Genomic DNA, 24,950 nt, shown 5'->3' with positions numbered 1-24,950 from the left:
GGGCCGGCCCTGGCCGCTGACGGCCAGCTTCGGCATCGCCGAGGCGCTGGCGGAGGACGAGAGCGCGGACGCAGTGCTGCGCCGCGCGGACCGGGCGCTTTACAGGGCCAAGGCGCAGGGCCGGAATGTGGTGCAGGCGGACGGCAGCTAAGCCAGCGCGACCAGGTTGCGCCCCAGGTGCTTCGCCCGCTCCATCGCGCTGTGGGCGCGGGCGATCAGCAGGTCGGTGGCATAGGGCGGGGCGTTGGCCAGGCCGATGCTCAGCGTGACGTCCAGGCCCGGCGAGAGCTCGCTCCAGCGGCAGCCCTCGACCGCCTGGCGCAGCCGCTCGCAGACCTCGAAGGCGCGGTCGGGGATGGTGTCGGGCAGCACGACGAGGATCTCCTCGCCGCTCCAGCGCAGCAGCAGGTCGCGGCCGCGGGTGTTGTCCTTGAGCATCTGGGCCAGCGCCTGCAGCACCCGGTCGCCCACGGCGGTGCCGTGCTCGGCGTTGATGGCGGCGAGGCGGTCGACGTCGATCAGCGCCAGCGTCAGCGGCGCCTCGCCCCGCTCGGCGGCCCGCATCAGCGCCGGCATGCGGGATTCCATGCAGCGGCGGTTGCCCAGGCCGGTCAGCGGGTCGCGCAGCAGTTCGTCGTCGTCGACCTGGGCGCGCATCACGGTGGCAGACTCGGCGCCGGCGCCACCGCAGCTCTGCTCGGCCTCCAGCCGGCTGACGAAGAAGCGCGCCTGCGCCATCAGCTGCGCGACGCCGCGCCGGTGCTCCAGGAACTGCACCTGCTCCAAGTGCAGCAGCGCCGCCTCGCCATGGCCCAGCGCCTTGTGCGCACGGTAGCTGGCCTGCTGCAGCCGCATCAGCGTGGTGCCGCCGAGGTCGCGGCCCTGGGTCTCGTGCAGCAGCGCCTGCAGGTCGGCCAGTGCCTCGGCCAGGTGGCCGCGCTTGAGCGCCAGCTCGGCCAGCGAGCAGCGCACCCGCCAGCTCAGCGCCAGGTAGCCGCACTGGCGGTCCACCTCGAGGGCGGAGAGCAGCAGGTCCTCGGCCTCGTCGAGGCGGCCCAGGTGCATCAGCACCTCGCCGCGGTTGCCGTCGGTGAGCGCCAGCGGATAGGGGTCGGCCAGGGCCAGCGCATGCGGCCGGGCCTGCAGCGCATGGTCCAGCGCGCGCTGCAGCGCCTCCTTGCACTCGCGCTCGTGGCCGCTGTGGTTGAGCAGGTGGTAGGTGCCCAGGGCGACCGTGGCGAGGTTGTTCTGCGCCACCATCAGCTCGTAGTCGGTGGCCTGCCCGCCGAGCAGGGCCGTGGCCTCGTTCATCAGGCGCACGGCCTGCCAGGGATCGCCCATGCGCTCGAAGCAGGCGCCGATGGCGTTCAGCGCGACGCTGACCAGGCGCGGGTCGCCCAGCTCGCGGGCGGCGGCCATGTTCTCGTTGGCGCAGGCCAGGGCGGTCTCGAAATCACCCAGCTCGGCGGCGCCCAGCGCCATCGTGCGCAGCAGGTGGCACAGCGGGGTGCTGGCGCCCTGGGCGCGCTGCAGCGGCAGCAGCTGCTGGGCGACCTGCAGCATCTCGCTGAGCTCGCCGCGGCGCATGTGGAAGCGCGACAGCAGCCGCCCGGCCTCCAGTTGCTCCTCGACATAGCCCTGCTCGACGGCCTCGTCCCAGGCCTGGCGGGCCAGCGCGATGCCCAGCGGCAGGTCGCCGTCGCCCAGGCTCCGGGCCTGTTCAAGCCCCTCGGCAATCTGCCGGCCCTGCTGCCCCATGCTGCTGAACGTGTCTCGCATCTTGCCGGCGCCTCTGGAAGAGCCGCCAATCTAGCCGATCAGACTGGGGGTTGCGAGCCCTCGGAATGCAGGGGCGTGCCGATTGGGCAACAAATTTTCCGGGCGGCTACTTGCTCGTGGGCATGGCGAACTCGGCGCCCTTGCCCATGCTGGCGGGCCAGCGCTGCATGACGCTCTTCTGCTTGGTATAGAAACGCACGCCCTCCTCGCCGTAGGCATGCATGTCGCCGAACAGGCTCCTCTTCCAGCCGCCGAAGCCGTGCCAGGCCATCGGCACCGGGATCGGCACGTTGATGCCGACCATGCCCACCTGGATGCGCCGGGAGAACTCGCGGGCGACGTTGCCGTCGCTGGTGTAGCAGGCGACGCCGTTGCCGTACTCGTGCTCGTTGACCAGCTTCACGGCGGCAGCGAAGTCGGGCACGCGCACGCAGGCCAGCACCGGGCCGAAGATCTCTTCCTTGTAGATGCGCATCTGCGGGGTGACGTGGTCGAACAGCGTGCCGCCGGTGAAGAAGCCGCTCTCATAACCCGTTACCTGATGGCCACGGCCGTCGACGACCAGCTTCGCACCTTCCTCGACGCCGATGCCGATGTAGTTCTCGATCCGTTCGCGCGCCTCGCGGGTGACGATCGGGCCCATCTCGGCATCCGGCTCCATGCCGTTGCGGATCTTCAGCGTCTTCGCCCGCTCGGCCAGCTTGGGGATGATCCTGTCCGCGATATCGCCGACCAGCACCGCCACCGAGATGGCCATGCAGCGCTCGCCTGCCGAGCCGTAGGCGGCGCCGATCAGGCCGTCGACCGCCTGGTCCACGTCGGCGTCGGGCATCACGACCATGTGGTTCTTGGCGCCGCCCAGCGCCTGCACGCGCTTGCCGTTCTTCGCGCCGGTCTCGTAGATGTACTGCGCGATCGGCGTGGAGCCGACGAAGGAGATCGCCTTGACGTCCGGGTGGTGCAGCAGCGCATCGACGGCCAGCTTGTCGCCCTGCACGACGCTGAAGATGCCGTCCGGCAGGCCGGCCTTCTTGAACAGCTCGGCGACGAACAGGCTGGGCGACGGGTCGCGCTCGCTGGGCTTGAGGATGAAGGCGTTGCCGGTGGCGATGGCGACCGGTGCCATCCACATCGGCACCATGAAGGGGAAGTTGAAGGGCGTGATGCCGGCCACGACGCCCAGCGGCTGGCGCATCGTCCAGTTGTCGATGCCCGTTGCGACCTGCTCGGTGTAGTCGCCCTTGAGCAGCTGCGGCACGCCGCAGGCGAACTCCACCACGTCGATGCCGCGCATCACCTCGCCCTGGGCGTCGCTGAACACCTTGCCGTGCTCGGCGGTGATCATCGCGGCCAGCTCGTCCTTGTGCTGGTTCAGCAGCACCAGGAAGTTCTGCATCACGCGGGCGCGGCGCAGCGGCGGGGCGTCGGCCCAGGCCGGGAAGGCAGCCAGCGCCGAGGCCACGGCGGCGTTCACGTCTTCCACGCTGGCGAGCTGCAGCTGGCGCGCCACCTGGCCGGTGGCCGGGTTGTACACCGCCTGGCTGCGGCCCGAACTGGCCGGATGCGGCTTGCCGCCGATGAAGTGGGTGATGTCGGTGGTGCTGGTGTAGGCAGAGGTGCTCATGGCTCGGGTCCTTGTCTTGCGTTGCAGCCAGTCTAGGCAGCGATGCGGGCGCTGCCAATCGGCTCCTGGCGATTTGATTGTTCAATAATCTGAACAATGACGACGACGCCCGAATTCCGCCACGAGCTGCTCTGGGGCCAGCTGCATGCGCTGACCGTGATCGCCCAGCTGGGCAGCTTCACGCGGGCGGCGCAGCGCCTGGGGCTGTCCAAGGCCGCGGTGAGCCAGCGCATCGCCGAGCTGGAGCGGGCGATGGGCCAGACCCTGGTGGCGCGCACGACCCGCTCGGTGCGCCTGACCGAGGCCGGCCGGCAACTGGTCGAGGAGACCTCGCCGAGCTTCGCCCGCATCACCGATGCACTGGGCGCCACCCGCGACGCCGCGGGGCAGCCGCGCGGCCTGCTGCGCGTGACCGCGCCGGTGGCGCTGGGGCGCCAGCACCTGGGGCCGCTGCTGGCCGGCTTCTTCCAGCACCATCCGCAGATCCGCATCGAGCTGGACCTGAGCGACCGGCTGGTGCCGCTGACGCAGGAGGGCTTCGACCTGGCGATCCGCCACACCAGCGCGCCGCCGGACGGCCTCGTGGCCCAGCGCCTGTGCGCCTCGCGCTCGCTGCTGGTGGCCAGCCCGGGCTACCTGGAGCGCCACGGCACGCCGGCCCATCCGGACGAACTGGCCCGCCATGCCTGCCTGCCCTACCTCCGCTCGGGCTCGCCGTTATGGCTGTTCGAGCAGGGCGAGCAGCGGCTACGGGTGCCGGTAGCCGGGCCGCTGAGCGCCGGCAACAGCGAGCTGCTGCGCGATGCCGCGCTGGACGGCCTGGGCCTGGCGCTGCTGCCCGACTTCAGCGCCGCTTCGGCGCTGCGCGAGGCGCGGCTGGTGGAGGTCCTGCCCGACTGGCGGCCGGTGGGCTTCTTCGGCGATGCGATCTATGCGATCCACCGCTGGAGCAGCGCGACGCCACGGCCCTTGCGCCTGTTGATCGAGCACCTGAAGTCGCAGTTGGGACGGGGATTTCGATGAGGCAAAAAAAACGCCCCGCCGGCGGGCCGGTGGAGCGTTGGAAGTCCTCGAAAGGACGTCGTTGGGAGTGGTCACTGTAGTGGTAGACCCGTAGAAATGCATCCCCAAGCGGAGGGAAAAATCACCCTCGCCAAGCGCGACCGACAATAGCGCCCATGAATCCTCCCAAGCCGCCCCGCCGCCGCCCCGCCGCTGCCTCGCCGCCTCGCGCGGCCGCTCCCGCCAAGGCCCCGCTGCAGCCGCTGGACGACGACGAAGTCGAGCAATTGCAGGCCCTGCTGGACGAGGTGCCCAAGCCGCTGGAAGCGCTGGACGTCAGCATGCTGGACGGCTATCTCTGCGGCGTGCTGCTGCAGCCCAAGCCGGTCCAGTCCTTCCGCTGGACCCGGCATGTCCTCGATGCCGAGGAGGGCCGCAACCCGCCCGACAGCTATGACAACCGGCCGCTGCTCGCCCTGGTCAAGCGCCGCTATGCCGAGCTGAACCAGGCGATCGCCGAACGCCAGTGGTTCGACCCGCTGGTGTTCGAGCTGGACGAGGACGCCGAGCCCTCCGAGGTGGTGCTGCCCTGGGTGGCCGGCTTCGCGCTGGCCACCGAGCTCTTCCCCGAGCTGATGAAGGAAGACGCCGCCGACCTGCTGGAGCCGCTGGCCAGCCTGTTCATGCACCTGGACCCGGACGATCTCGAAGATGCGGACGACCTGCTCGAGGAAATCGAGACGCTGGAGCCGCCGGCCGACGTGGCCGAGGCGGTGGAGAGCCTGGTGCGCTCGACGCTGCTGCTGGCCGACATCACCCGGCCGCTGAAGTCCACCGAGCCGTCGCCGCGGCGGGTGCCGGCCGGCGCCGCTCGACGTCGGCGTTAGGCCTTTTCCTTTATCGGGCGAACAGCCGGGCCGCGTGCAGGCCCAGGCCGGTCGCCACCGAGGCGAAGCGGTCGCCGCGCACCTGCGTGGCTGCGGGGAAGCCTGCGGCGATGCGCTCGGACAGCAGCCGCAGGCCGGTGGAGCCGCCGGTGAAGTAGAGCGCGTCGATCTGCTCCGGCTTCAGCCCGGCCTGCGCCACGGTCTCCTGGCCGGCCCGGACGATGCTGTCCACGTCGCGCTCCAGCGCCTGCAGCGCGACGCTCTCGCTCAAGCCCACCACCAGGCCGGGCTCGACCAGCGACAGGTCGATCACCGTGTCGCCGCCGCCCGAGACGGCGATCTTGGCGCCTTCCGCCCGCGCGGCCAGCTCGTGGCCCAGCCGGTCCTCCACCACCGTCATCAGCCGCCGGTGGTGGACCGGATTGCCGTAGAAGGGCTTCATCTGCCGCAATTCGTGCATGCGGCCCGGGCTGTAGACGGTGTTGATCAGGTGCCAGGTGGCGAGGTCGAAGTAGACCGCGCTGGGCACCTCGCGCGGCGGGCTGCCGTCGCCCCGCTCGGGGCCGAAGGAGCGGTAGCCGAACTCGGCCAGGATGCCGTTCAGCTCGATGTGGCGGTCGAAGTCGGTGCCGGCGATGTGCACGCCGTGGTTGGCGAGGATGTCGTCACGGCGGTCCAGCCGCTCGCGCCGCTGCGGGCCGACGCGCACCACCGAGAAGTCCGAGGTGCCGCCGCCGATGTCGGCCACCAGCACGATGCGCTCGCGGTCGATGCCGCTCTCGTAGTCGAAGGCGGCCGCGATCGGCTCGAACTGGAAATGCACGTCGGTGAAGCCGACCGCCCGCGCGGCCGCTTCCAGCGAAGCCTGGGCGGCGCGGTCGCGCTCCGGCTCGCCGTCGACGAAGAACACCGGCCGGCCCAGCACCAGCTGGTCCAGCGCGGCGCCGGGCGCGGCGGCCTGGGCCGTCTGGCGCAGCTTCTTCAGGTAGCCGGCCAGGATGTCGAAGTAGCGCGCGCCGCGGCCGCCGCCGACGTCGGTGGTCTGGTCGATCAGGCTGGAGCCGAGGATGCTCTTCATCGAGCGCATCAGGCGCCCGTCGTGGCCGTCCACGTAGGCCTTCACGGCGGCGCGGCCGAAGGCGCGCGGCGGGCCGTCGGCATCGTGCTTGCCCTCGGCGAAATAGAACACCGCCGTCGGCATCGTGGTCTGGCCGTTTTCCAGCTCGACCAGGCGCATGGCGCCGTCTGCTTTGGCGATGGCGATGGCGGAGTTCGACGTGCCGAAGTCGATGGCGCAGGGCGTGGGGCGATTCATGACGGCCAGGTGCTCAAAAGGGCCGCGGATTGTAGGTTCTGCTGGGACAATGTTCCCTGTCGTTCGGACCCGCGACCGCAGCGGGCCATAACTTGAAGATTACATGGTGTCTTTTCCGATCAGATTTGCCGTCGCGCTGTGCGCGTCTTCGTTCCTCCTGCTGCAGCCGGCGCAGGCGCGCCAGCATGGCCATGTGGCGCGCCCGGCCCAGCATCAACAGCAACAACAACAGCCGACGCTGAGCCCCGAGGAGGCCGTCAAGGAGCTCCAGCGCCTGCGCGTCAACGCGCGCCATGCGCTGGTCATCGAGGAAGGCAGCGGCAAGATCGTGCTGTCCAAGGACGCCGACACGGTCGTGCCGATCGCCTCGCTGACCAAGCTGATGACGGCGATGGTGGTCCTCGACGCGAAGCTCGATCCGCAGGCTGCGCTGACCATTGACCGCGACGACGTCGACACGCTCAAGCACAGCGCCTCGCGGCTGCGCGTGGGCGCCGAGATGTCGCGGCTCGACGCCTTGAAGCTGGCGCTGATGAACTCCGAGAATCGCGCCGCCGCCGCACTGGCCCGCACCTTCCCGGGTGGCATGCCGGCCTTCGAGCTGGCGATGCAGGCCAAGATCCGCAGCCTCGGCCTGACGCATACCGCGCTGGCCGACCCGACGGGCCTGTCCCCGCAGAACACCTCGACGGCCAGCGAGATGGCCCGCATCGTCCAGGCCGCCGCCAAGTACCCCGACATCGAGCGCATCACCAGCCTGAAGAGCACCCAGCTGCCGGTCAGCGGCCGCATGCGCGAGGTCCACAACACCAACCGCCTGGTGGGCGGCAAGGGCTGGGACATCCTGCTCTCCAAGACCGGCTATACCGAGGAGGCCGGCCGCTGCCTGACGATGCGCATGCGCGCGGCCGACCGCAACTACACGGTGGTGCTGCTGGATGCGGACGGCTCCGCACAGCGCCTGCGTGATGCCGCGAAGATCAGGCAGACCCTGGCGCGGCTGATCTAGGGTCAGGCCTTGCCCGGCACGTCCCCGTAGAAGTCGAAGTCGATGGCCGGCCGGCGGCCCGCCATCAGCTCCGCCAGCGCGTGGCCGGAGCCGGCGCCGTGGGTCCAGCCCAGCGTGCCGTGGCCGGCGTTGATCCACAGGTTCGACGCCTTCCTGCTGCGGCCGATGTAGGGGATGTTGCTGGGCGTGCTCGGCCGCAGGCCGGTCCAGTAGTTGCGCTCGGACAGGTCGGCCACGCCCGGGAACAACTCCTCGTAGCGCTTGACCAGCGCGTCGCAGCGCACCTTGGCGGTGGGCGTGTCCAGGCGCAGGTCGAAGCCGCTGAGCTCGGCCGTGCCGGCGATGCGGATGCTGTCGCCCAGGCGCGAGATCGCGATCTTGCGGGTGTCGTCCAGCAGGCTGACGACGCTGGCCGCCTCGGGCTTCTTGAGCTTCAGCGTGGCCGAGTAGCCCTTGGCCGGATAGATGTTCAGGAACTCGCCGACCTGCCTGGCCAGCGCCGGCGTGTAGGAGCCCATTGCGGCGACGAAGGCGTCGGCCTTGAGCGTCTTCTTCTGCCCGGTGCGGCTGTCGGCGACCTGCACCGCCTCGATGCCCTGGCCGGCGCGCGCGAGTTGCAGGATGTCGTGCTCGTAGAGGAAGGTGGCGCCGCGCTCGGCGCACAGGCGCGCCAGCTTCTGCGTGAACACGCGCGCATCGCCGGATTCGTCGCTGGGCGTATAGGTGCCGCCGTAGATGCGGCCCTGGAAATTGGCCAGCGCCGGCTCGACCTTCAGCACCTCGTCGTGGTCGAGGATGCGGCGGTCGACGCCATGGCTCTTCATGATCTCGGCGGCGACCACGCCGTTGTCGAAATCGGCCTGGCTGGAGAAGAAGTGCAGGATGCCCTTCTCCAGGCGGTTGTATTCGATGCCGGTCTGCGTCACCAGCGCCTTCAGCGACTCGTGGCTGTAGCGGCCCAGCTGCACCAGCTCTTCCACGTTGCGCTCGAAGGCCTTCGTCGTGCACTGGCCCAGGAAGGCCAGGCCGTAGCGCCACTGGGCGATGTCCAGGCGCGGGCGGAACAGCAGCGGCGAGTCGTCGCGCAGCAGCCACTTGGCGACCTTGAACGGCGCGCCGGCATTGGCCCAGGGCTCGCAGAAGCAGACCGAGATCTGGGCGCCGTTGGCGAAGCTGGTCTCCAGGGCGGCGTCGGGCTGGCGGTCGACGACGGTGACCTCATGGCCCTGCTCCAGCAGATACCAGGCGGTGCTGATGCCGATGATGCCGGCGCCGAGGACGACGATCTTCATAGCTTGGATTCCTTCTCCGGGGTAACCGGGAATTGTCGCGAGCGCCATCGAAAGTATGAAGGTCGATTAATATTTCAGCGACTTCATTAGTGATTCTTATGAAAGACCTGGATTCCGCCGGCCTGGATTGCCTGGCCGCGCTGGCTGACGAACGCAGCTTCGAGCGCGCCGCCCAGCGCCTGTCGGTGACGCAGAGCGCCGTCTCGCAGCGGCTGCGCAGCCTGGAGGCGCAGGTCGGCCAGCTGCTGGTCGTGCGCTCGCGCCCGTTGCGACTCACCGAGGCCGGCAAGGTGCTGCTGCGCTTCGCGCGCCAGCTGCAGGCGTTGCGCACCGACGTGGCGCGCGAGCTCGGGGCTCGCACGGCGCCGAACGAGCGCATTCCGATCGCCGTCAATGCCGACAGCCTTGCCACCTGGGTGCCGCCGGCGCTGGACCCTGTGGTGCAGGCGGGGCTGAAGGAGGGTTTCGGCCTGGAACTGATCGTCGACGACCAGGACTTCACCCACGAATGGCTGCGCCAGGGCGAGGTGCTCGGCTGCGTCAGCACCGTCAGGCAGGCGCTGCGCGGCTGCACCGTGACGCCGCTGGGGGTGATGCGCTACGTTGCGGTCGCCAGCCCGGCCTTCATGCGCGAGCGCCTGCCGCGCGGGCTCGATGCAGGGAACTTCAGCAGCACGCCTTTCCTGGTCTTCAACCGCAAGGACGACAGCCAGGCGCTGTGGGTGACGAAGGCCTTCGGCGTGCGTGCGCCACGGCTGATGGAGCGCTATGTGCCTTCCAGCGAGGCCTATGTGCGGGCGGCCTGCATGGGATGGGGCGTGGGCGTGGCGCCTGAGCTGCAGCTGCGGCCCTTGATCGAGAGCGGGCAGCTGGTGGCGCTGCGACCGGAGCTGAGCATCGACGTGGCGCTGTACTGGCACCAGTGGAAGCTGATGGCAGACCAGGTCAGCGCGCCGCCGCGCGCGGCCCTGCTGGACCAGATCGGCCACGCCCTGGCCGCGGGGGCGAAGCAGGCGCTCGGATGAGGTGGAGCGCTGGCGTCAGTATCAGTTCAGCGACAGCGACGTAAAAACGACGCTGGCCGGGGCCGGTCGAGCCACCGGCGCTGTGGCCGTCGCCACGCTGAGATCCTGGCGCGCCGGAGCCGCGTGCGCGCGACCGACCAGCGGCCGATGCCGCAGGTTTTCCAGCTGGATCGTGCCGGCCAGCAACAGGGATCCGCAGACCACCAGGCCGATCGTGCTCGAGGCGAGCCACTTCAGGATTGCTTCGTTCATGTGCGATTTCGACGACGACCCAACTCCCTGTGGGCCTGCTGCTGAGTACCAGCTCAGGTCCGGTCTGGTCGGATTGAAAGGCCCCGCCTACCTTGGCGGCGGGTTATCACTAGTATCCTACTTGACCCTCATGACTTTTTTGGGTCATTTGCAAGAGATACACGAACTTACATCACGTGTTTTTTTACCAACTCCCCCGGTATTTCCACCGACTTCAGGGGATTCGGCGTCCTCACATTCGTGGACACTTGATCTAAGGCGAGGCAGTCGTGTCGCCGCGAGTCAACCCCGTGAGGTTCGTATGAGATTCGCACCGTCTTTGCGCTTCTTCCGTCGTCAAGCCTCGCAGTTGCAAGAACCGGACCCAGCTGACCTGGGCACCGCCTTCGGGATGGAGGCGAGCCTGGAGCCGATGGATTTCCAGAGCAGCGCCGGCGAGTACGAACTCGAATCCCGGCAGGTGGCCGCCGCGTCGGGCGCCGCTGCCGATGCGTCGCCGCTGGCCTGGCTGAACCGCCGCTCCTGAGCGGCTACTCGAAGACCTCCAGCCGCAAGCGCGGCTGAAACCGTTCCGCCTCACCCCTGCGCTGGTGGCCGCGGGCGTTGCAGACGACGCGCGTGCCGCCGACCCGATAGTCGAACTGGCAGTGCAGATGGCCGTGCAGCCACAGCCGGGCGCCGGCGAGCAAGTCGTCATCGGCATTGCAGAAGCTGGCCGTGCCCGGCTGGCGCCCATAGCGCGGATCCGCGCTGCGCAGGCTGGGCGCGAAGTGGGTGATGGCGACTGTCGCGTCCCAATCCGGCCCATTTTCACCGCGTCCCAGTTCGGCGGCCAGCCATTCGCGGCAGCGCAGCGCCTCGTCGCGCACGGCGGCCGCGTCGAAGGGCCGGCCGTGCCGCGTCGAGGCCATCACGCGCTGGAAATAGCCCGCAGCCCGCATCGCACGGTCGCGGTGCTGGGTGCCGAAGGCATCGAAGTCGCTCCAGCGGGTGCTGCCCAGGAAGCGCACGCGGCGGCCCTGGGCATCGGTGCGGATGCAGGCCGCGTCGTCCAGCGTGACGAAACCCAGTTCGCCGGCCAGCCGGTGCAGGCCGGCGCGGGCCTCGTCGATGTCGCGTCGGTCGTACTCATGGTTGCCGGGCACGTAGAGCACCGGTACCGGCCAGTCCCGGAAGCGCTGCAGACCGGTCCAGCCGCTGTCCACGTCGCCGGCCAGCACCAGCAGCTCGGCGCCGGGTGCGGGCTCGGGGTCGTAGTCCTCGGTCTCCAGGTGGAGGTCCGAGAGCAGCTGCAGCAGCATCCTCAGTTAGCGCCGTGGCACTGCTTGTACTTGCGGCCGGAACCGCAATGGCAGGGGTCGTTGCGGCCCAGCTTGGGCTCGGCCCGTCGGATGGTCTCCACGGCGTAGCGCTGCTGTTCGGTCAGGTCGCACAGGTCGGCGACGCTCACGACCAGTTCCTCGATCGCGTCGTCCAGGTCCTTCAGCGGGTACTCGCGGTCCAGCGTGGCGACGATTTCCTTTTCCTCGTCGGTCTCGGCCGGGAGGTGGCGGTACAGCCGCGCCATCGCGGCCATGACGGCCTCGTCGTCCACTTCGTTCAGGTCCGGGAAGCAGAGGTTGGCATGCTGGAAGCCGGCCACCCAGGGCATCAGCGTGCGCGAGATCAGGCTCATGCCCTCGTAGGTCGCGCGGGCGGCGGCCTGCTCGGCGTCTTCGTTCTCGGGCTTCGGCTGCTCGGCGCCCTCTTCCTCGCCACCTTCCAGGTCCAGCACGACCGGGTCGAACCAGCCGTCTTCGACCAGCTGGCGGTTCAGCGCGGTGTGCCGGCGCTCGACCAGCTCGCGGATGCGCGCCAGCCAGGCCGCGTCGACACCCGCTTCGGGCAGCAGGCCGCCGTCGTAGTCGAAGATATTGGGCAGCCACTCGTCGATCTCGATCAGGCGGGGCTGGACCAGCACGCCGCAGAGGTAGCCGTCCAGCATCGAGGCGTCCAGCGGCTGCAGCGGGGCGGGCGTGGTGGCCAGCAGTTCGTCGAGTTCGGCGAACTCGGCATCGGTGAGGTCGGTGTTGCGTGTGGTGCTCATCCCGGGATTGTCGCCGCTAATGCCGTCGAGACCTTGGCGCGCCGGGCCGCCTCGACCAGGCGTTCCCGCATCCATTTCTCAGGCCCGCGGCCCTCGCTGCGCAGGTGCCAGAGCATGTCCACCTCGACCGTATGCAGGCTCATCGGCAGCGGCTTCTCGATCAGCTTGTCGCGGTAGCCGGTGGCCTCGACGAAGGTGGCGGGCAGCACGGTCAGCAGGTCGGAGCGGGCGACGATGCGGCCGGCGGTGAAGAACTGGTTGACGGTCAGCACCACGCGGCGCTTGCGCTGCAGCGCAGCCAGTGCCTCGTCCACGAAGCCGTGGGCGCGGCCGGAAAAGCTGACCAGCAGGTGGTGCGCCGCGCAGAACTTGTCCAGCGTCAGCTCGCCATCGGCCAGCGGATGATCCTTGCGCATCACGCAGACGTACTGGCTCTCGTAGAGGCGGTGCTGGCGGATCAGCGGCGCCGCGCCCTGCATCTGCAGCGCCGCGGTGACGCCGGGGAAATAACCCAGCGCGAAGTCGGTGTCCCCGTGCTCCAGCATGGCGCGCGGGTCGCGGGTGGTCAGCGGCAGCACGTGCACGTTCGCCAGCGCCTTCAATTCCTCCAGCTGCGCCACCAGCGGCGGCAGCAGCATCGCCGCGGTGGCGTCGGCCATGGCCAGGCGGAAGGTGTGCTCCTGCTCGGCGGGCCGGTATTCGGCAGGGTCGAACAGCGCCTCCAGCCGCGCCAGGATGCCCCGCACCTCGGGCCACAGCTCCTCGGCATGCGTCGTCGGCTTCATGCCGAAGGCCTGGCGCACGAACAGCTCCTCGCCCAGCGACTCGCGCAGCCGCTTCAGCGCGTGGCTGACGGCCGGCTGCGTCATCGACAGGCGCTCCGCCGTGCGCGTCAGGTTGCGCTCGGCCATCAGCGCGTCGAACACCTTCAGCAGGTTCAGGTCCAGGTGGCGGAACTTCATCGGGTTGTCATCTCCTCGCAGGCCATGAAATATGAATCATTTATATGAAAGATTCAAACAATTCATTTTCATCATGTCTAGGGTTTACCCCATAATTCGTTCCGTCGGTTCCAAAAGAACCACTTAACCACCCAAGGACACAGCCATGAGCGTCGCAACTCAAACTTTTGGTCTGCCGCTGAACCGCGGTGCCAGCAACACTTCCTTCTTCGTCATCGGTGCCCGCGTCTGGGGCCGCATGATCCGCTCGATCCAGGCTCGCCTGGCCGCCAACGCCGAAGCCCGCGCCGAGCGCGAACTGCTGGCCCTGGCCGCTCAATACGAGAAGAGCATGCCCTCGTTCGCCGCCGAACTTCGCGCTGCCAACACCCGCCGCTGATCGGTCGATTTCAGCAATAAAAAAGCCCGCTGCTTCAGCGGGCTTTTTGCTTTGCGGCTTTCGCCGCTTGCTTGCTTACAGCGCGGCCAGGCGCGCTTCGATCTTGGCCTTGGTCGCGGGCAGCTCGGCCGGCAGGCGCTCGGCCAGTTGGGCGAACAACTCGCCGTGCAGGCCCAACTCGGCGGCCCAGGCGGCCTTGTCGATGCCGGTGACGGTGGCGAACTGCTCGGGCGTGAAGGCCAGGCCGTCCCAGTTCAGGTCGGCGTACTCCGGCGTGATGCCGAAGGCGTTGTCCTGGCCTTGGCCCTTGCCTTCGATACGGTCGATCATCCACTTCAGCACGCGCATGTTCTCGCCGTAGCCGGGCCAGACGAACTTGCCGTCATCGCCCTTGCGGAACCAGTTGGTGGTGAAGATGCGCGGCAGCGTGGCGCCGGCGGCTTCCAACTGCTTGCCCAGGTCCAGCCAGTGCTGGACGTAGTCGGCCATGTTGTAGCCGGCGAAGGCCAGCATCGCGAACGGGTCGCGGCGCACCACGCCGACCTGGCCGACGATCGCGGCCGTGGTCTCCGAGCCCATGGTGGCGGCCATGTACACGCCTTCCACCCAGTTGCGGCCTTCGGTCACCAGCGGCACCGTGGTCGAGCGGCGGCCGCCGAAGATGAAGGCGTCGATCGGCACGCCGGCCGGATCGTCCCAGGCCGGGTCCAGCGCCGGGTTGTTGGTGGCGGCGACGGTGAAGCGCGAGTTCGGGTGGGCGGCCTTGGCGCCGGTGGCCTTGGCGATCTCGGGCGTCCAGTCCTTGCCCTGCCAGTCGATCAGGTGGGCGGGCTTCTGCTTGCCCGGCACGTCGTCTTCCAGGCCTTCCCACCAGACGTCGCCATCGTCGGTCAGCGCCACGTTGGTGAAGATCACGTCGCGGGTCAGGCTCTTCAGGCAGTTCGGGTTGGTCGTCAGGTTGGTGCCGGGGGCGACGCCGAAATAGCCCGCCTCGGGGTTGATCGCGTACAGGCGGCCGTCCTTGCCCGGCTTGATCCAGGCGATGTCATCGCCGATCGTCGTGACCTTCCAGCCCTCGAAGCCGGCGGGCGGCACCAGCATCGAGAAGTTGGTCTTGCCGCAGGCCGAGGGGAAGGCGGCGGCGACGTGGTACTTCCTGCCCTCGGGCGAGGTGACACCCAGGATCAGCATGTGCTCGGCCAGCCAGCCTTCCTTGCGGCCCATCGTCGACGCGATGCGCAGCGCGAAGCACTTCTTGCCCAACAGCGCATTGCCGCCGTAGCCGGAGCCGTAGGACCAGATCTCGCGCGTCTCGGGGTAGTGGACGATGTACTTGGTCTTGTTGCAGGGCCACTTGACGTCGGCCTGGCCGGCTTCCAGCGGCGCGCCGACGGTGTGCACGCAGGGCACGAACTCGCCGTCGTCGCCCAGCACGTCCAGCACCTTGCGGCCCATGCGGGTCATGATCCGCATGTTGACGGCCACGTAGGGGCTGTCGGACAGCTCCACGCCGATGTGCGCGATCGGCGAGCCCAGCGGGCCCATGCTGAAGGGCACGACGTACAGCGTGCGGCCGCGCATGGCGCCGCGGAACAGCGCGGGAGTTCCATCAGCCTTGCCGGTCTGCAGCAGCGCGCGCATCTCGGCCGGCGGCACCCAGTTGTTGGTCGGGCCGGCGTCGGCCTTGTCGGCGGTGCAGATGAAGGTGCGGTCTTCCACGCGGGCCACGTCGCTCGGGTCCGAGCAGGCGAGATAGCTGTTCGGGCGCAGCTCGGGGTTCAGCTTCTTGAAGGTGCCGCCGTCCACCAGCTGCTGGCACAGGCGGTCGTACTCTTCCTCGCTGCCGTCGCACCAGTAGACCTCGCGGGCCTCGGTCAGCGCGGCGACCTCGGCGACCCAGGCGATCAGCCGGGCATGCTTGACGTAGGCGGGTGTGTTCAGGCGCAGGCCTTCCATCACGGGACGGTTCATCGGAGTTTCCTTTGATTACATGAAAGCGGGATTGGGTCAGGCTCGTGGCTTGACGGGCCTGGCCCAATGCCGCGTGGGATTCGCGCCATTTTCAAGCCAATGTAATCACGCCGTAACCGCTGAATTGAGCGGGGTTATGCAGAACCGGAATAACCCTATGCGGTGGAACAGCTGGGCGGCCCCGGATGCGCAGATGGATTGCGCAAAGTGGATAACGCTGGGGGCGATGGGGCCGCGACAGTCGTGGCCATGCCACAGACCATCCAATCGATAGAGGCCCTGCTCGTCGACCTGCCGACGATCCGCGCCCACCAGCTCGCGATGACGACGATGAGCCACCAGACGCTGGTGATCGTGCGCCTGCGCTGCAGCGACGGCATCGAAGGCCTCGGCGAAGCGTGCAGCATCGGCGGCCTCGCCTATGGCGAGCAGAGCCCCGAGGGCGTGAAGCTGGCGATCGACCGCTACATCGCGCCGCTGCTGATCGGACAGGACGCCGGCAACATCAATGCGGCGATGGCGCTCGTGGCGAAGCAGGTGCAGGGCCAGTCCTATGCGAAGTCGGCGATCGAGACGGCGCTGTTCGACGCGCTCGGCCGGCGCCTGAAACAGCCGCTGCATGCGCTGCTGGGCGGTGCGGTGCGCCGCTCGCTGCCGGTCTTGTGGACGCTGGCCAGCGGCGACAGCGGGCGCGATATCGAGGAGGCTCAGGGCCTGATCGAGGCGCGCCGCCACCGCGTGTTCAAGCTGAAGATCGGCCGCGGCGAGCCGCAGGCCAATATCGCCCACGTGGCGCGCATCAAGAAGGCGCTGGGCGACGACATCCTGGTCACCGTCGACGTCAATCAGGCCTGGGACGAGGCGACGGCCACGCGTGCCATCGCGCAGCTGGAGGCAGCTGGCGTGGGCCTGGTCGAGCAGCCGGTGCCCCGCCGTCAGAAGGCCGCGATGGCGCGACTGGCCGCGCGCTTCGATGTGCCGATCATGGCCGACGAATCCATCGACGGACCAGAAGATGCGCTGGAGATCGCGCAATCCGCCGCCGCCGATGTGCTCGCGCTGAAGATCTCCAAGTCCGGCGGCCTGATGGCCACGCTGCGCGCGGCGGCGGTCGGCGATGCCGCGGGCCTGGGCCTGTACGGCGGCACCTTGCTCGAAGGCAGCGTCGGCAGCATCGCCGCCGCCCATGTCTTCGCCACGCTGCCGCAGCTGCGCTGGGGCACCGAGCTGTTCGGCCCGCTGCTGCTGAAGGAGGACGTGGTGCTGGAGCGCCCGGACTTCCGCGACTTCGAGCTGCACCTCTCCGACAAGCCCGGCCTGGGCCTGCAACTGGACGAGGACAGGCTGGACTTCTACCGACGCAAGGACTGACCCCGCCATGCTCTTCCACGTCCAGATGACCGTGCGCCTGCCCCACGACCTGCCCGAGGCCCGCGCCGATGAACTGAAGGCCCGCGAGCGCGCGATGGCGCAGGCCCTGCAACACGAAGGCAAATGGCGCCACCTGTGGCGCATCGCCGGCCGCTACGCCAACGTCAGCGTGTTCGACGTCGCCAGCCCCGCCGAGCTGCACGACACGCTGTCGCGCCTGCCGCTGTTCCCCTACATGGAGATCGAGGTGCAGCCGCTGTGCCGGCATGTCTCTTCGATCCATGACGACGACCGCTAGACAGAACCACCCCGGAGACAACACGATGAGCCAGAAGAACGAATTCACCCTCCAGCAGCTGCTGGAGCGCGTCAACAGCCGCCGCCGCTCCGGCGATGCCGGCAGCGATCGCGTGCGCACGATCACCGCCCGCATCGTCGGCGACCTGTTCCGCGCGATCGACGATCTCGACGTCAGCGCCGACGAATTCTGGGCCGCCAGCGACTGGCTCTCGCGCCTGGGCGCCAGCGGCCAGATGGGCCTGATCACCGCCGGCCTCGGCTTCGATCGCCTGCTGGACATCCGCGACGACGAGGCCGACCGCGCCGCCGGCCGTGCCACCGGCACGCCCCGCGCGATCGAAGGCCCGCTCTACATCGCCGGCGCCCCGCTGAGCCGCTACGAGGCGCGCGTCGACGAAGAAGGCGAGCAGATCCCCGGCGAGGTCATGGTGATGGAAGGCGTGGTGCGCGACGCGCAGGGCCGGCCGGTGGCCGGTGCGCTGGTCGACGTCTGGCATGCCAACGAGAAGGGCCGCTATTCCCACTTCGACCCGGACCAGAAGGAGTTCGCGCTGCGCCGCCGTATCGAGACCGACGCGCAGGGGCGCTACCGCTTCCGCAGCTACCTGCCGCCGGGCTACGAGATCCCGCCGGTGGGCCCGACGGCCGAGCTGTTCCAGGCCCTCGGCCGCCACGGCAACCGCCCCGCCCACATCCACTTCCTGATCGCCGCGCCGGGCCAGCGCGTGCTGACGACGCAGGTCAACCTGCCCGGCGACACCTTCATCGACGATGACTTCGCCTTCGCCACGCGCGACGGGCTGGTGGTCACGCTGGAGCCGGGCACGCCGGCTGCGGGCTACGAGTCGCTGGGCATCAGCGCGCCGTTCACCCGCGTGCAGTTCGACTTCACGATGCAGGTGGCGCGCGACGAAGAAGAATCGAAGCCGCTGGCCCGGATGGCCCGCGCGGTCGGCTGATTCATCATGCTGCGACGGGCTCGCGGGCTCGTCGCAAGGTTTCTGAAGGCAGTTCCTCGAACTGCCGCTTGTAGTCCGACGAGAAATGCCCGAAGTGCCAGAAGCCCCAGCGCGCGGCCACGTCGTAGACGCAGTCGGCGCCCTGGCGCGAACGGGCCAGCTCGCGGCGCACCGCATTGAGCCGCACCGACTTGGCATAGCGCGCCGGGCTCACGCCCAACTGGTCCTGGAAGCAGTAGGCGAGCTTGCGCGGGCTGGCGCCGACGCGCTGGCAGACCTCGGCCAGTGTCGGCGGATCCTCCAGCCGCGAGAGCATCAGCTCGCAGGCGCGGTCGACGACGCGCTTGCGCTGGTCGGCGCGGATCACGGCCTCGTCGCCGGCGCTGGCCAGCGCCTGGACCAGGCCTTGCAGCAGCTCGTCCTGCATCAGCGCGCGGGCGCGCTCGTCGGCCAGCAGTTCCGGCCGCGTGGCCAAGGTCTGCACGGTCTCCACCAATTGCATGCGCCAGCGCCGCAGCAGGCCCGGCGGCGGGCGCAAGGTCAGCAGCTCGCCGGGGTCGACCGCCATCGGCAGCCCCTGCGACGCATCACGCAGCAGCTCGGTCTCGACCACCAGGCCCACCAGCGTGCAGTCGGTCGGCGTGCAGATGTCGATCTCGGCGGCCTCGCAGACCATCAACGCATCGCTGCCGACGCGGATGCCGTTGACGGCGATCTCGCCGCGCGCCTGCTCGTCCCACAGCAGCGCCACGCTGGTGGTGCCCTCGGGCAGGTCGCCGCGCTGGCGGATGCGGCGCGTCGTCGACTCGGCGAACAGCTGCAGGCCGGGCCAGCGGATGTCGGTGAAGCGGCCGTCGAAGCGGCCGTAGTCGAGCTGGTCGTAGCGCATGGTCCAGTCGGTCAGCTGCTCGACGTGTTCGTCGATGTCGCTGGCGCGGGTGTGGCGGACCAGGCAGAGCGGCGCGGGATGGTGGGTGTTCATGCGTGAGACCGATCCAGCGCGTGATAGCCGCGGTTGAAGTAGACGAGGCCGGGGGCCAGGTCTTGCGTGTCGCGGCTGCGGACCTGGCGCAGCTCGACGATGAAGACGCTGTGCGTGCCCACCTCGTGGGTGGCGACGATCTGGCCGTCCAGGTTCACCAGCGCGCCGTCGAGTGCCGGCGCGCCGGTGGCCAGGCGCTGCCAGGGGCAGCGCTGGAAGCGCTCGGCCATCGTGATCTCGCGGTTGGCGAACATGGCCGACAGGTCTTGCTGCTCGGCGCTCAGCACGTTGACGCACAGCGCGCCGTTGCCGGCAAAGAAGCGATGCGCGAAGGAGCTGCGGTTCATGCAGACCAGCACCGTCGGCGGGCTGTCGGTGACGCTGCAGACGGCCGAGGCGGTGAAGCCGGCCGGTCCTTCCGGGCCGTCGGTGGTGATCACGGTGACGCCGCCGGGGAGCAGCGAGAGGCCGGCGCGGAATTCGGCCGTCGTGGGGCTCATGGGGTTCATCTCCAGCCTTTCAGAGATCGAGGACCAGGCGGGGTGAGCGGGCGCGCGAGCAGCAGACCATGATCTGGTCGTTCGCCTCGCGCTCCTCGTCGGTCAGGTAGGCGTCGCGGTGCTCGGGGGTGCCGTCGAGCACGGTGCAGCAGCAGGTGCCGCAGACGCCTTCCTCGCAGGAGACGGGGACCTTGATGCCGATGGTCTTCAGCGCGGCGAGCAGGGTCTGGTTCGCCGCGACGGTCACCGTCTTGCCGCTGCGCTGTGCGATCACCTCGAAGGCCGTGTCGGCGCTGGTGTCGCAGGTCGGCGCCGCGAAGTGTTCCTTGTGCAGCTGCTTGTCGCCGAGGCCGGCGCTGCGGGCCGCATCGAGCATCCAGTCCATGAAGCCGGCTGGCCCGCAGACGTAGAGATGGCTGCCGACGGGCGCTGCCTTCAGCGTGGCGATCGGGTCCATGCGCTGTGCCAGGTGAAGGTGCACATGCGACGCCCAGGGCGCGCCGGCCAGCTCGTCGAGGAAGGCCGCGTGTTCGCGGCTGCGCGCGCAGTAGCGCAGCTCGAAGGGCCTGCCGGCCGCATGCAGCTGCCAGGCCATCGCCAGCATCGGCGTGATGCCGATGCCGCCGCCGACCAGCACGCTGTAGGATGCTTCGTCCACCAGCGGGAAATGGTTGCGCGGCGCGCTGACGGTCAGGCGCGCGCCTTCATGCAGGGCCTCGTGCACGGCCAGCGAGCCGCCCCGCGAGGCCGGGTCGCGCAGCACGCCCAGGCGGTAGCTGGCCCGCGAGCGCGGATCGCCGCACAGCGAGTACTGGCGGATCACGCCGCCGGGCAGGTGCAGGTCCACGTGGGCGCCGGCGCTGAAGGCCGGCAGCGGCGATCCGGCCGGATCGGCCAGTTCCAGCACGGCGATCTGGCCCTGCAGCTGGCGGCGGCTAACGATGAGATTCAGCGTCATGATGGTGTTGTTGCGTTCAGCGCATGAAGATGCCGCCGTTGACGTCCCAGGCGGCGCCCGTGGCGGAGTCGGCGTCTTCGCTGGCGAGCAGGGCGACGAGGCGGGCGATGAAGCGTGGGTTGCCCAGCTTCTGCACGGGGATGTTCTTCACCAGTTGCTCCAGCCGCTCGGCTGGCACGGCGGCGCGGACCGAGGGCAGGTCCAGCGGGCCCGGTGCCACCGCGTTGACGGTCACGCCGCGCGCCGCCAGTTCACGCGCGAAGATCTTCGTCAGCGTCAGGATGCCGGCCTTGGACGAGGCGTAGTGCGCGCCCGAGGCGGTGCCGCCGTTCTGCCCGGCCAGCGAGGCCACGTTGATGATGCGGCCGCGGCCGGCCGCGGCCATCGCCTGGCCGAAGACCTGGCAGCCGAGGAAGGTGCCGCGCAGGTTGACGTCCAGCACGCGGGAGAATTCCTCGGGCTCGATCTGCATGACCGGCGTGGTGAGCGTCAGCGCGGCGTTGTTGACGAGGACGTCGGGCGCCGCGCCGAGCTTGGCGAGCACGCCGACGAAATCGGCTTTGCGCGTCACGTCGAGTTCGATCGCCATCGCCCGCTCGCCGAGCGCATCGGCCGCGGCCCAGACGGCGGCGCCGTCGCGATCCGCCAGCGCGACGCGATAGCCCTCGGCATGCAGCTCCGCGGCGATCAGCTGGCCGAGGCCGGCAGCGGCGCCGGTGACCAGCGCCAGCTTGTCGGCGCTCACAGCACGTACCCCAGCGTGCTCAGCGTGTCCGCCGAGTTGATCAGGCGCACGACCTTGCTGCGGATGCGCCAGCCGGCGTCACCGTGGCGGGCCAACTCCCAGGTGACGTCGGCGGTGTGCTGATGGAAGCCGTCCTTGCGGAAGTCGCGCAGGTCCTGCGCGCCGCGGATCGTGACGGTCGTGCCTTCGTCCTTCAGCACGCGCAGCCGCGAGACATTGCGCACCGTGCGCGCCTGCGGCTGCGTGGAGACCGAGTCGCCGCTGGCCAGCCGGGCCACGCGCTTGGCACGCATGTCGGCGTCGTCGTGGGCGTAGTTGAGCGTGTTGGCGAAGTCGGTCGTTTGCGGATCGATGGGGACGATGTACAGCCCCTTCGGATCCCAGAGTTCCAGCCAGCCGGCGTACTCGGCGTGGTCCAGCATGTCGGCCTCGGCCCAGATGAAGGCGGTGGCGCTGTTCAGCAGTTCGGTGTCCATCTTGTCCTCGATCACGCAGTCATCAACTTCAGCCATTGCTGGTAGGCGGCGCGCATGCCGGTCTCGGCGCTCACGTCGCCGGCGCGGCCGTCCTCGGTCACGCGCTCGCCGGGCAACCCGCGGTTCAGCAGGATCCACAGGTCGCGGCCGGCGCCGGCACCCTTCTGCACGCGCTCCCAGGCCTCGGAGTCGTCGGGCGTGCCGAAGCCCATCGGGCCCTGGAAGTGCTCGTGCAGCCGCAACCGCGCCTGGTTCGCCGCGGCCGGGCCGCCGTCCATCACGATCGCGGCGTGGTGGATCTCGGTCTCCCTGACCGACACCGGCTGCAGCACGCGGAAGAAGGCCATCGAGCAGGCCACGTTTGGGAACAGGTTCAGGTTGAAGCCGGTGCCGCCGACGGCGCGCACGATGCGGCGCACCTGCGGCTCCTCGTGTCCTTCAGCGCGCAGCTGCTCGGCCAGTTCGACGAAGCGCTCGGGAATCGGTTCGTCGAGCTTCTCGTCCAGGTCGATCAGCTCGGGGATCATCACCATCACGCTGTGGCCCTTGCCCAGGTCTTCCACATAGCCGGGGCCGCCGACGAAGTCCAGCATGCGCGCGGTCTGCGCGTCCAGCGAGCCGAGAAAACTCTTGTGGATCAGCGGGAAGTGATAGGCGTCGGTGGTGTTCTCGAGCTGGATCTTCCAGTTGCCGGGGAACTTGAAGCGGTGCTCGCCGGCCACCTTGACCGGGTAGCCCGCGCCCTGCTTCATGAACAGGTCGATCCACTTGCGGGCCGGGCCCAGCCACTCTTCGAGCGGCGCGATCTGGTCGTCGAAGGTGGCGAAGATCATCCCGTTGTAGCTCTCGGTGCGCAGGCTCACCAGCGGGAACTCGCCCTTGTCCAGGCACTCGCCGTAGCTCTCCGGATGGGGCACGCCGCGCAGCGAGCCATCCAGCGCATAGGACCAGCCGTGGTACGGGCAGACGAAGCTGGCGGTCTTGCCCTTCTTGTGCTCGCAGACGGTGGCGGCGCGGTGGCGGCAGCGGTTCAGCAGCACGTGGACCTGCTGCTTGCGGTCGCGTACGACGATGACCGGCTCCTGGCCGACCCAGTGCGTCTTGTAGCTGCCGGCCTCGGGCAGCTCGCTGGCGTGGGCCACCCAGACCCAGCACTTGCGGAAGATGCGCTCCATCTCCTGCTCGAACAGCAGCGGGTCGGTGTAGAGCGAGGTGTGGACGCGGTCCTCGCGGACAAGGTCCTGGACGGGGCGGTGGAAGTTGATCGGGGCGTTCATTGCGTGGTCAGTTCGGTTGGCGGGTTAGGCACGGGCAGGGCGGCTTCGCTGTGCCAGTGGCTGACGGGGCGGCTGAAGACGTTCTCGGTCTCGAAGCGGGCGATGCGCCACGGGCCGTCCTCGGCGCAGCGGGCCATCTCCAGCGTCAGCCGCGCGGCGTTCAGGTGCGAGGCGCCGGTGGCGAAGGTGGAGGGCTGCAGCATCAGCCAGCTCGCTGTTGCCGCGTCGCCTTGCACGTCGATCTGCTCGTTGCAGAGGAAGTGCGCGTTCATCGCGAAGTGGGCGGGCTCGCTCATGTAGCGGCGGAACATCGCGCCGATCTCGTCGCGGCCCTGGTAGCCGCCGAAGCTGGCGGCGTAGCGCGCGCCGTTGCCGGTCCACAGCGCGTCGGCGGTGAAGCAGTCGAGCAGTTCGGCCAGCGGCGTCGAGGCATCGAGCCGGTCGCACAGCGCCATGTAGCGATGGACGCAGGCGCGGATCGCCTCCGCGTCCTCGAAGCGGCGCAGCCGCGCTTCGAGTTGGGCCACCGTGGTTCTCATGACTTCAGCAGGTCCGGCGGCACGACCAGCTCGCGGCCGGTGCGGGCCTCGATGCGGGCGTACTTCCAGAGCTTGTACGGGCCCTCGCCGACGACGATGGTGCGGAACAGGTTGCAGGCCGCGTGGACGGTGGCGATGTCCGGCACGTCGGCCAGCAAGTAGCAGGTCCAGGGCCAGGCGGTGGAGGGGCCGACCATCGCCTGGTCGTCGTCCATATTGCCGATCACGCGCACGCCCGGCAGCTCGCCGATGCCGTTCATCATGCGGCCGAAGGCGAGCCAGACGTCCTTGGCCTCGGCCGGCGCGGCGTCGAAGAAGTTCTGGTTGATGCCGATGCAGAAGAGGGTGCGCAGCGGGTGTTGGGTGTTGCTCATCGTTCGTGTCCTTGTGAATCAGAGATAGCCGGGGAGCGGGGCTTGCCCCAGCAACATCGCGCCCGCGTTCTGCAGCGTGATGTCGCCCATGAAGGCGTGCTGCGTCAGCACCTGCGCGTCGCGCACCTGCTGGGAGATCGGGCTGGCCTCGTAGACGCCGGTCATGCCGGTGAGCATCTGCACCGCCCGGGCCACCTCGGCGCCGGTGCGGGCGGCGTGGGTGGACGAGAGGCGCAGCAGGCTGGTCTGCTCCGGCGTGGGGGCGTCGCCGCGCTGCAGCGTCTCCCAGGCCTCGTCCATCGCGTCGTAGAAGAAGTGGCGGGCGGCGCGCAGCTGCGCTTCGGCGCGGCCGAGTTCCTGCTGCACCAGCGGGCGGTCGGCCAGGCGCGGCGCGCCGGTGATCGACACGCGGCCGGCCGACATGTCGCGCAGTTCCTCGATCGCGCCGCGCGCGATGCCGAGGCCGACGACCGCCAGCACCTGCGCCGCGAAGGACAGCGTCGGGTAGCGGAAGATCGCCTCGCCGCGCTGCGAGGGGCCGCCGCGCACGAAGGTCCAGTCCTCGGGCACCAGCGCGCGGTCCACGATCAGGTCATGGCTGCCGGTGCCGGCCATGCCGGACACATCCCAGTTCTCGTCGATGCGGGCCTGCGCGCGCGGCATCACGGCCATGCGGCCCGGGCCCGGTTTGCCGTCGCCGTCGACCGGCACGATGCCCACGCCCACCAGCTGCGCCGCCATGCAGCCGCTGGCGAAGGACCAGCGGCCGCTGACCTCGTAGCCGCCTTCCACCAGCGCCGCCTTCTGCGGCGGGAACATGCCGCCGGCGAAGATCAGGTCGGGCGAGGCGCGGTAGATGTGCGCGAAGGTGGCGGGCGGCATGTTC

General features: G+C 69.4%; 28 protein-coding genes. 10 read left to right on the top strand and 18 right to left on the bottom strand.

The annotated features are described in order from the left end of the window. Positions 1-16 precede the first annotated feature (16 nt). Complete coding sequence (locus tag B0W88_RS15370) at positions 17-151, top strand: diguanylate cyclase domain-containing protein (RefSeq protein ID WP_255378655.1); 135 nt, start codon at positions 17-19, stop codon at positions 149-151. Here the strand turns inward: B0W88_RS15370 and B0W88_RS15365 are convergent. Continuing rightward, on the bottom strand, positions 148-1,779 hold the full coding sequence (locus B0W88_RS15365) for a tetratricopeptide repeat-containing diguanylate cyclase (RefSeq protein ID WP_144006781.1): 1,632 nt from the start codon (positions 1,777-1,779) through the stop codon (positions 148-150). The two genes, B0W88_RS15370 and B0W88_RS15365, sit on opposite strands and share 4 nt — an antisense overlap. A gap of 106 nt (positions 1,780-1,885) precedes the next feature. Then, positions 1,886-3,403, bottom strand: a complete 1,518-nt coding sequence (locus B0W88_RS15360) for a CoA-acylating methylmalonate-semialdehyde dehydrogenase (protein WP_077035523.1) — start codon at positions 3,401-3,403, stop codon at positions 1,886-1,888. A 96-nt stretch (positions 3,404-3,499) separates the two neighbouring features. On the opposite strand from B0W88_RS15360, the gene B0W88_RS15355 reads away from it, so the two are divergent. Continuing rightward, on the top strand, positions 3,500-4,426 hold the full coding sequence (locus B0W88_RS15355; protein WP_077035522.1) for a LysR family transcriptional regulator: 927 nt from the start codon (positions 3,500-3,502) through the stop codon (positions 4,424-4,426). Positions 4,427-4,581: 155 nt separating this feature from the next. Further along, complete coding sequence (locus B0W88_RS15350) at positions 4,582-5,292, top strand: YecA family protein (protein WP_083748806.1); 711 nt, start codon at positions 4,582-4,584, stop codon at positions 5,290-5,292. A gap of 10 nt (positions 5,293-5,302) precedes the next feature. Here B0W88_RS15350 and B0W88_RS15345 read toward each other — a convergent pair whose 3' ends face one another. Next, positions 5,303-6,607 (bottom strand): Hsp70 family protein, encoded by a 1,305-nt coding sequence (locus tag B0W88_RS15345; protein WP_077035521.1) that lies wholly within the window; start codon positions 6,605-6,607, stop codon positions 5,303-5,305. A gap of 106 nt (positions 6,608-6,713) precedes the next feature. On the opposite strand from B0W88_RS15345, the gene B0W88_RS15340 reads away from it, so the two are divergent. Next, the gene (locus tag B0W88_RS15340) at positions 6,714-7,616 is read left to right on the top strand and encodes a D-alanyl-D-alanine carboxypeptidase family protein (protein WP_158080864.1); all 903 of its coding nucleotides are present in this window, start codon (positions 6,714-6,716) and stop codon (positions 7,614-7,616) included. Positions 7,617-7,618: 2 nt separating this feature from the next. Here B0W88_RS15340 and B0W88_RS15335 read toward each other — a convergent pair whose 3' ends face one another. Then, entirely contained in the window at positions 7,619-8,908 is a 1,290-nt protein-coding gene (locus tag B0W88_RS15335; protein ID WP_077035519.1) for a D-amino acid dehydrogenase, read from the bottom strand. Between the two features lie 98 nt (positions 8,909-9,006). Between B0W88_RS15335 and B0W88_RS15330 the strand changes: the two genes are divergently transcribed. Then, positions 9,007-9,933 (top strand): LysR family transcriptional regulator ArgP, encoded by a 927-nt coding sequence (locus B0W88_RS15330; RefSeq protein ID WP_077035518.1) that lies wholly within the window; start codon positions 9,007-9,009, stop codon positions 9,931-9,933. A 21-nt stretch (positions 9,934-9,954) separates the two neighbouring features. Here the strand turns inward: B0W88_RS15330 and B0W88_RS15325 are convergent, their stop codons facing one another. Beyond that, positions 9,955-10,185 (bottom strand): hypothetical protein, encoded by a 231-nt coding sequence (locus B0W88_RS15325; protein WP_077035517.1) that lies wholly within the window; start codon positions 10,183-10,185, stop codon positions 9,955-9,957. Positions 10,186-10,534: 349 nt separating this feature from the next. Here B0W88_RS15325 and B0W88_RS33625 point away from each other — a divergent pair, with 349 nt between their 5' ends. After that, the gene (locus tag B0W88_RS33625) at positions 10,535-10,711 is read left to right on the top strand and encodes a hypothetical protein (RefSeq protein ID WP_158080863.1); all 177 of its coding nucleotides are present in this window, start codon (positions 10,535-10,537) and stop codon (positions 10,709-10,711) included. Between the two features lie 4 nt (positions 10,712-10,715). Here the strand turns inward: B0W88_RS33625 and B0W88_RS15320 are convergent, their stop codons facing one another. Genes B0W88_RS15320 through B0W88_RS15310 form a run of 3 tightly spaced genes read right to left on the bottom strand, consistent with a single transcriptional unit; the run spans position 10,716 to position 13,233 of the window. Beyond that, complete coding sequence (locus B0W88_RS15320; protein ID WP_077035516.1) at positions 10,716-11,486, bottom strand: metallophosphoesterase; 771 nt, start codon at positions 11,484-11,486, stop codon at positions 10,716-10,718. A 2-nt stretch (positions 11,487-11,488) separates the two neighbouring features. Then, positions 11,489-12,271: a YecA family protein gene (locus B0W88_RS15315; RefSeq protein WP_077035515.1), complete on the bottom strand. Its 783-nt coding sequence runs from the start codon at positions 12,269-12,271 to the stop codon at positions 11,489-11,491. Further along, on the bottom strand, positions 12,268-13,233 hold the full coding sequence (locus tag B0W88_RS15310; protein ID WP_077035514.1) for a LysR family transcriptional regulator: 966 nt from the start codon (positions 13,231-13,233) through the stop codon (positions 12,268-12,270). Before B0W88_RS15310 ends, B0W88_RS15315 begins: the two co-directional genes overlap by 4 nt. 145 nt (positions 13,234-13,378) lie before the next feature. Here B0W88_RS15310 and B0W88_RS15305 point away from each other — a divergent pair, with 145 nt between their 5' ends. Then, a complete protein-coding gene (locus B0W88_RS15305) occupies positions 13,379-13,612 on the top strand; it encodes a hypothetical protein (RefSeq protein ID WP_077035513.1) in 234 nt (77 codons plus the stop codon). A gap of 75 nt (positions 13,613-13,687) precedes the next feature. On the opposite strand, the gene B0W88_RS15300 is transcribed toward B0W88_RS15305, so the two are convergent. Continuing rightward, entirely contained in the window at positions 13,688-15,583 is a 1,896-nt protein-coding gene (locus B0W88_RS15300) for a phosphoenolpyruvate carboxykinase (GTP) (RefSeq protein ID WP_077035512.1), read from the bottom strand. Positions 15,584-15,832: 249 nt separating this feature from the next. On the opposite strand from B0W88_RS15300, the gene B0W88_RS15295 reads away from it, so the two are divergent. Genes B0W88_RS15295 through B0W88_RS15285 form a run of 3 tightly spaced genes read left to right on the top strand, consistent with a single transcriptional unit; the run spans position 15,833 to position 18,213 of the window. Further along, entirely contained in the window at positions 15,833-16,954 is a 1,122-nt protein-coding gene (locus B0W88_RS15295; protein ID WP_077035526.1) for a muconate/chloromuconate family cycloisomerase, read from the top strand. A 7-nt stretch (positions 16,955-16,961) separates the two neighbouring features. Next, positions 16,962-17,252 (top strand): muconolactone Delta-isomerase, encoded by a 291-nt coding sequence (catC, locus tag B0W88_RS15290; protein ID WP_077035511.1) that lies wholly within the window; start codon positions 16,962-16,964, stop codon positions 17,250-17,252. Between the two features lie 25 nt (positions 17,253-17,277). Next, positions 17,278-18,213: a dioxygenase gene (locus tag B0W88_RS15285; RefSeq protein WP_077035510.1), complete on the top strand. Its 936-nt coding sequence runs from the start codon at positions 17,278-17,280 to the stop codon at positions 18,211-18,213. 4 nt (positions 18,214-18,217) lie between these two features. Here B0W88_RS15285 and B0W88_RS15280 read toward each other — a convergent pair whose 3' ends face one another. From B0W88_RS15280 to B0W88_RS15240, 9 genes are all read right to left on the bottom strand, one after another. Next, positions 18,218-19,195, bottom strand: a complete 978-nt coding sequence (locus tag B0W88_RS15280; protein WP_077035509.1) for a helix-turn-helix domain-containing protein — start codon at positions 19,193-19,195, stop codon at positions 18,218-18,220. After that, positions 19,192-19,695, bottom strand: coding sequence for a flavin reductase (locus tag B0W88_RS15275; RefSeq protein WP_077035508.1), 504 nt, complete (start codon positions 19,693-19,695; stop codon positions 19,192-19,194). The genes B0W88_RS15280 and B0W88_RS15275 overlap by 4 nt, the downstream gene beginning before the upstream one ends. A 19-nt stretch (positions 19,696-19,714) precedes the next feature. Further along, entirely contained in the window at positions 19,715-20,653 is a 939-nt protein-coding gene (locus tag B0W88_RS15270) for a PDR/VanB family oxidoreductase (protein ID WP_077035507.1), read from the bottom strand. Between the two features lie 16 nt (positions 20,654-20,669). Beyond that, a complete protein-coding gene (locus B0W88_RS15265; protein WP_077035506.1) occupies positions 20,670-21,398 on the bottom strand; it encodes an SDR family NAD(P)-dependent oxidoreductase in 729 nt (242 codons plus the stop codon). Beyond that, on the bottom strand, positions 21,395-21,910 hold the full coding sequence (locus tag B0W88_RS15260) for an aromatic-ring-hydroxylating dioxygenase subunit beta (RefSeq protein ID WP_233151722.1): 516 nt from the start codon (positions 21,908-21,910) through the stop codon (positions 21,395-21,397). The genes B0W88_RS15265 and B0W88_RS15260 overlap by 4 nt, the downstream gene beginning before the upstream one ends. Continuing rightward, the gene (locus B0W88_RS15255) at positions 21,886-23,151 is read right to left on the bottom strand and encodes an aromatic ring-hydroxylating dioxygenase subunit alpha (protein ID WP_077035505.1); all 1,266 of its coding nucleotides are present in this window, start codon (positions 23,149-23,151) and stop codon (positions 21,886-21,888) included. The genes B0W88_RS15260 and B0W88_RS15255 overlap by 25 nt, the downstream gene beginning before the upstream one ends. Continuing rightward, on the bottom strand, positions 23,148-23,678 hold the full coding sequence (locus B0W88_RS15250; RefSeq protein WP_233151721.1) for a nuclear transport factor 2 family protein: 531 nt from the start codon (positions 23,676-23,678) through the stop codon (positions 23,148-23,150). The genes B0W88_RS15255 and B0W88_RS15250 overlap by 4 nt, the downstream gene beginning before the upstream one ends. An 8-nt stretch (positions 23,679-23,686) precedes the next feature. Further along, on the bottom strand, positions 23,687-24,064 hold the full coding sequence (locus B0W88_RS15245) for an IacB protein (RefSeq protein ID WP_077035503.1): 378 nt from the start codon (positions 24,062-24,064) through the stop codon (positions 23,687-23,689). 18 nt (positions 24,065-24,082) lie between these two features. Then, the coding region (locus B0W88_RS15240; protein ID WP_077035502.1) for an acyl-CoA dehydrogenase family protein at positions 24,083-24,950 on the bottom strand (868 nt) is incomplete at its 5' end.

This window comes from Pelomonas sp. KK5, from assembly GCF_001984095.1.
Taxonomy (GTDB): Bacteria; Pseudomonadota; Gammaproteobacteria; order Burkholderiales; family Burkholderiaceae_C; genus KK5.
This window is presented reverse-complemented; position numbering and strand designations above follow the sequence as displayed.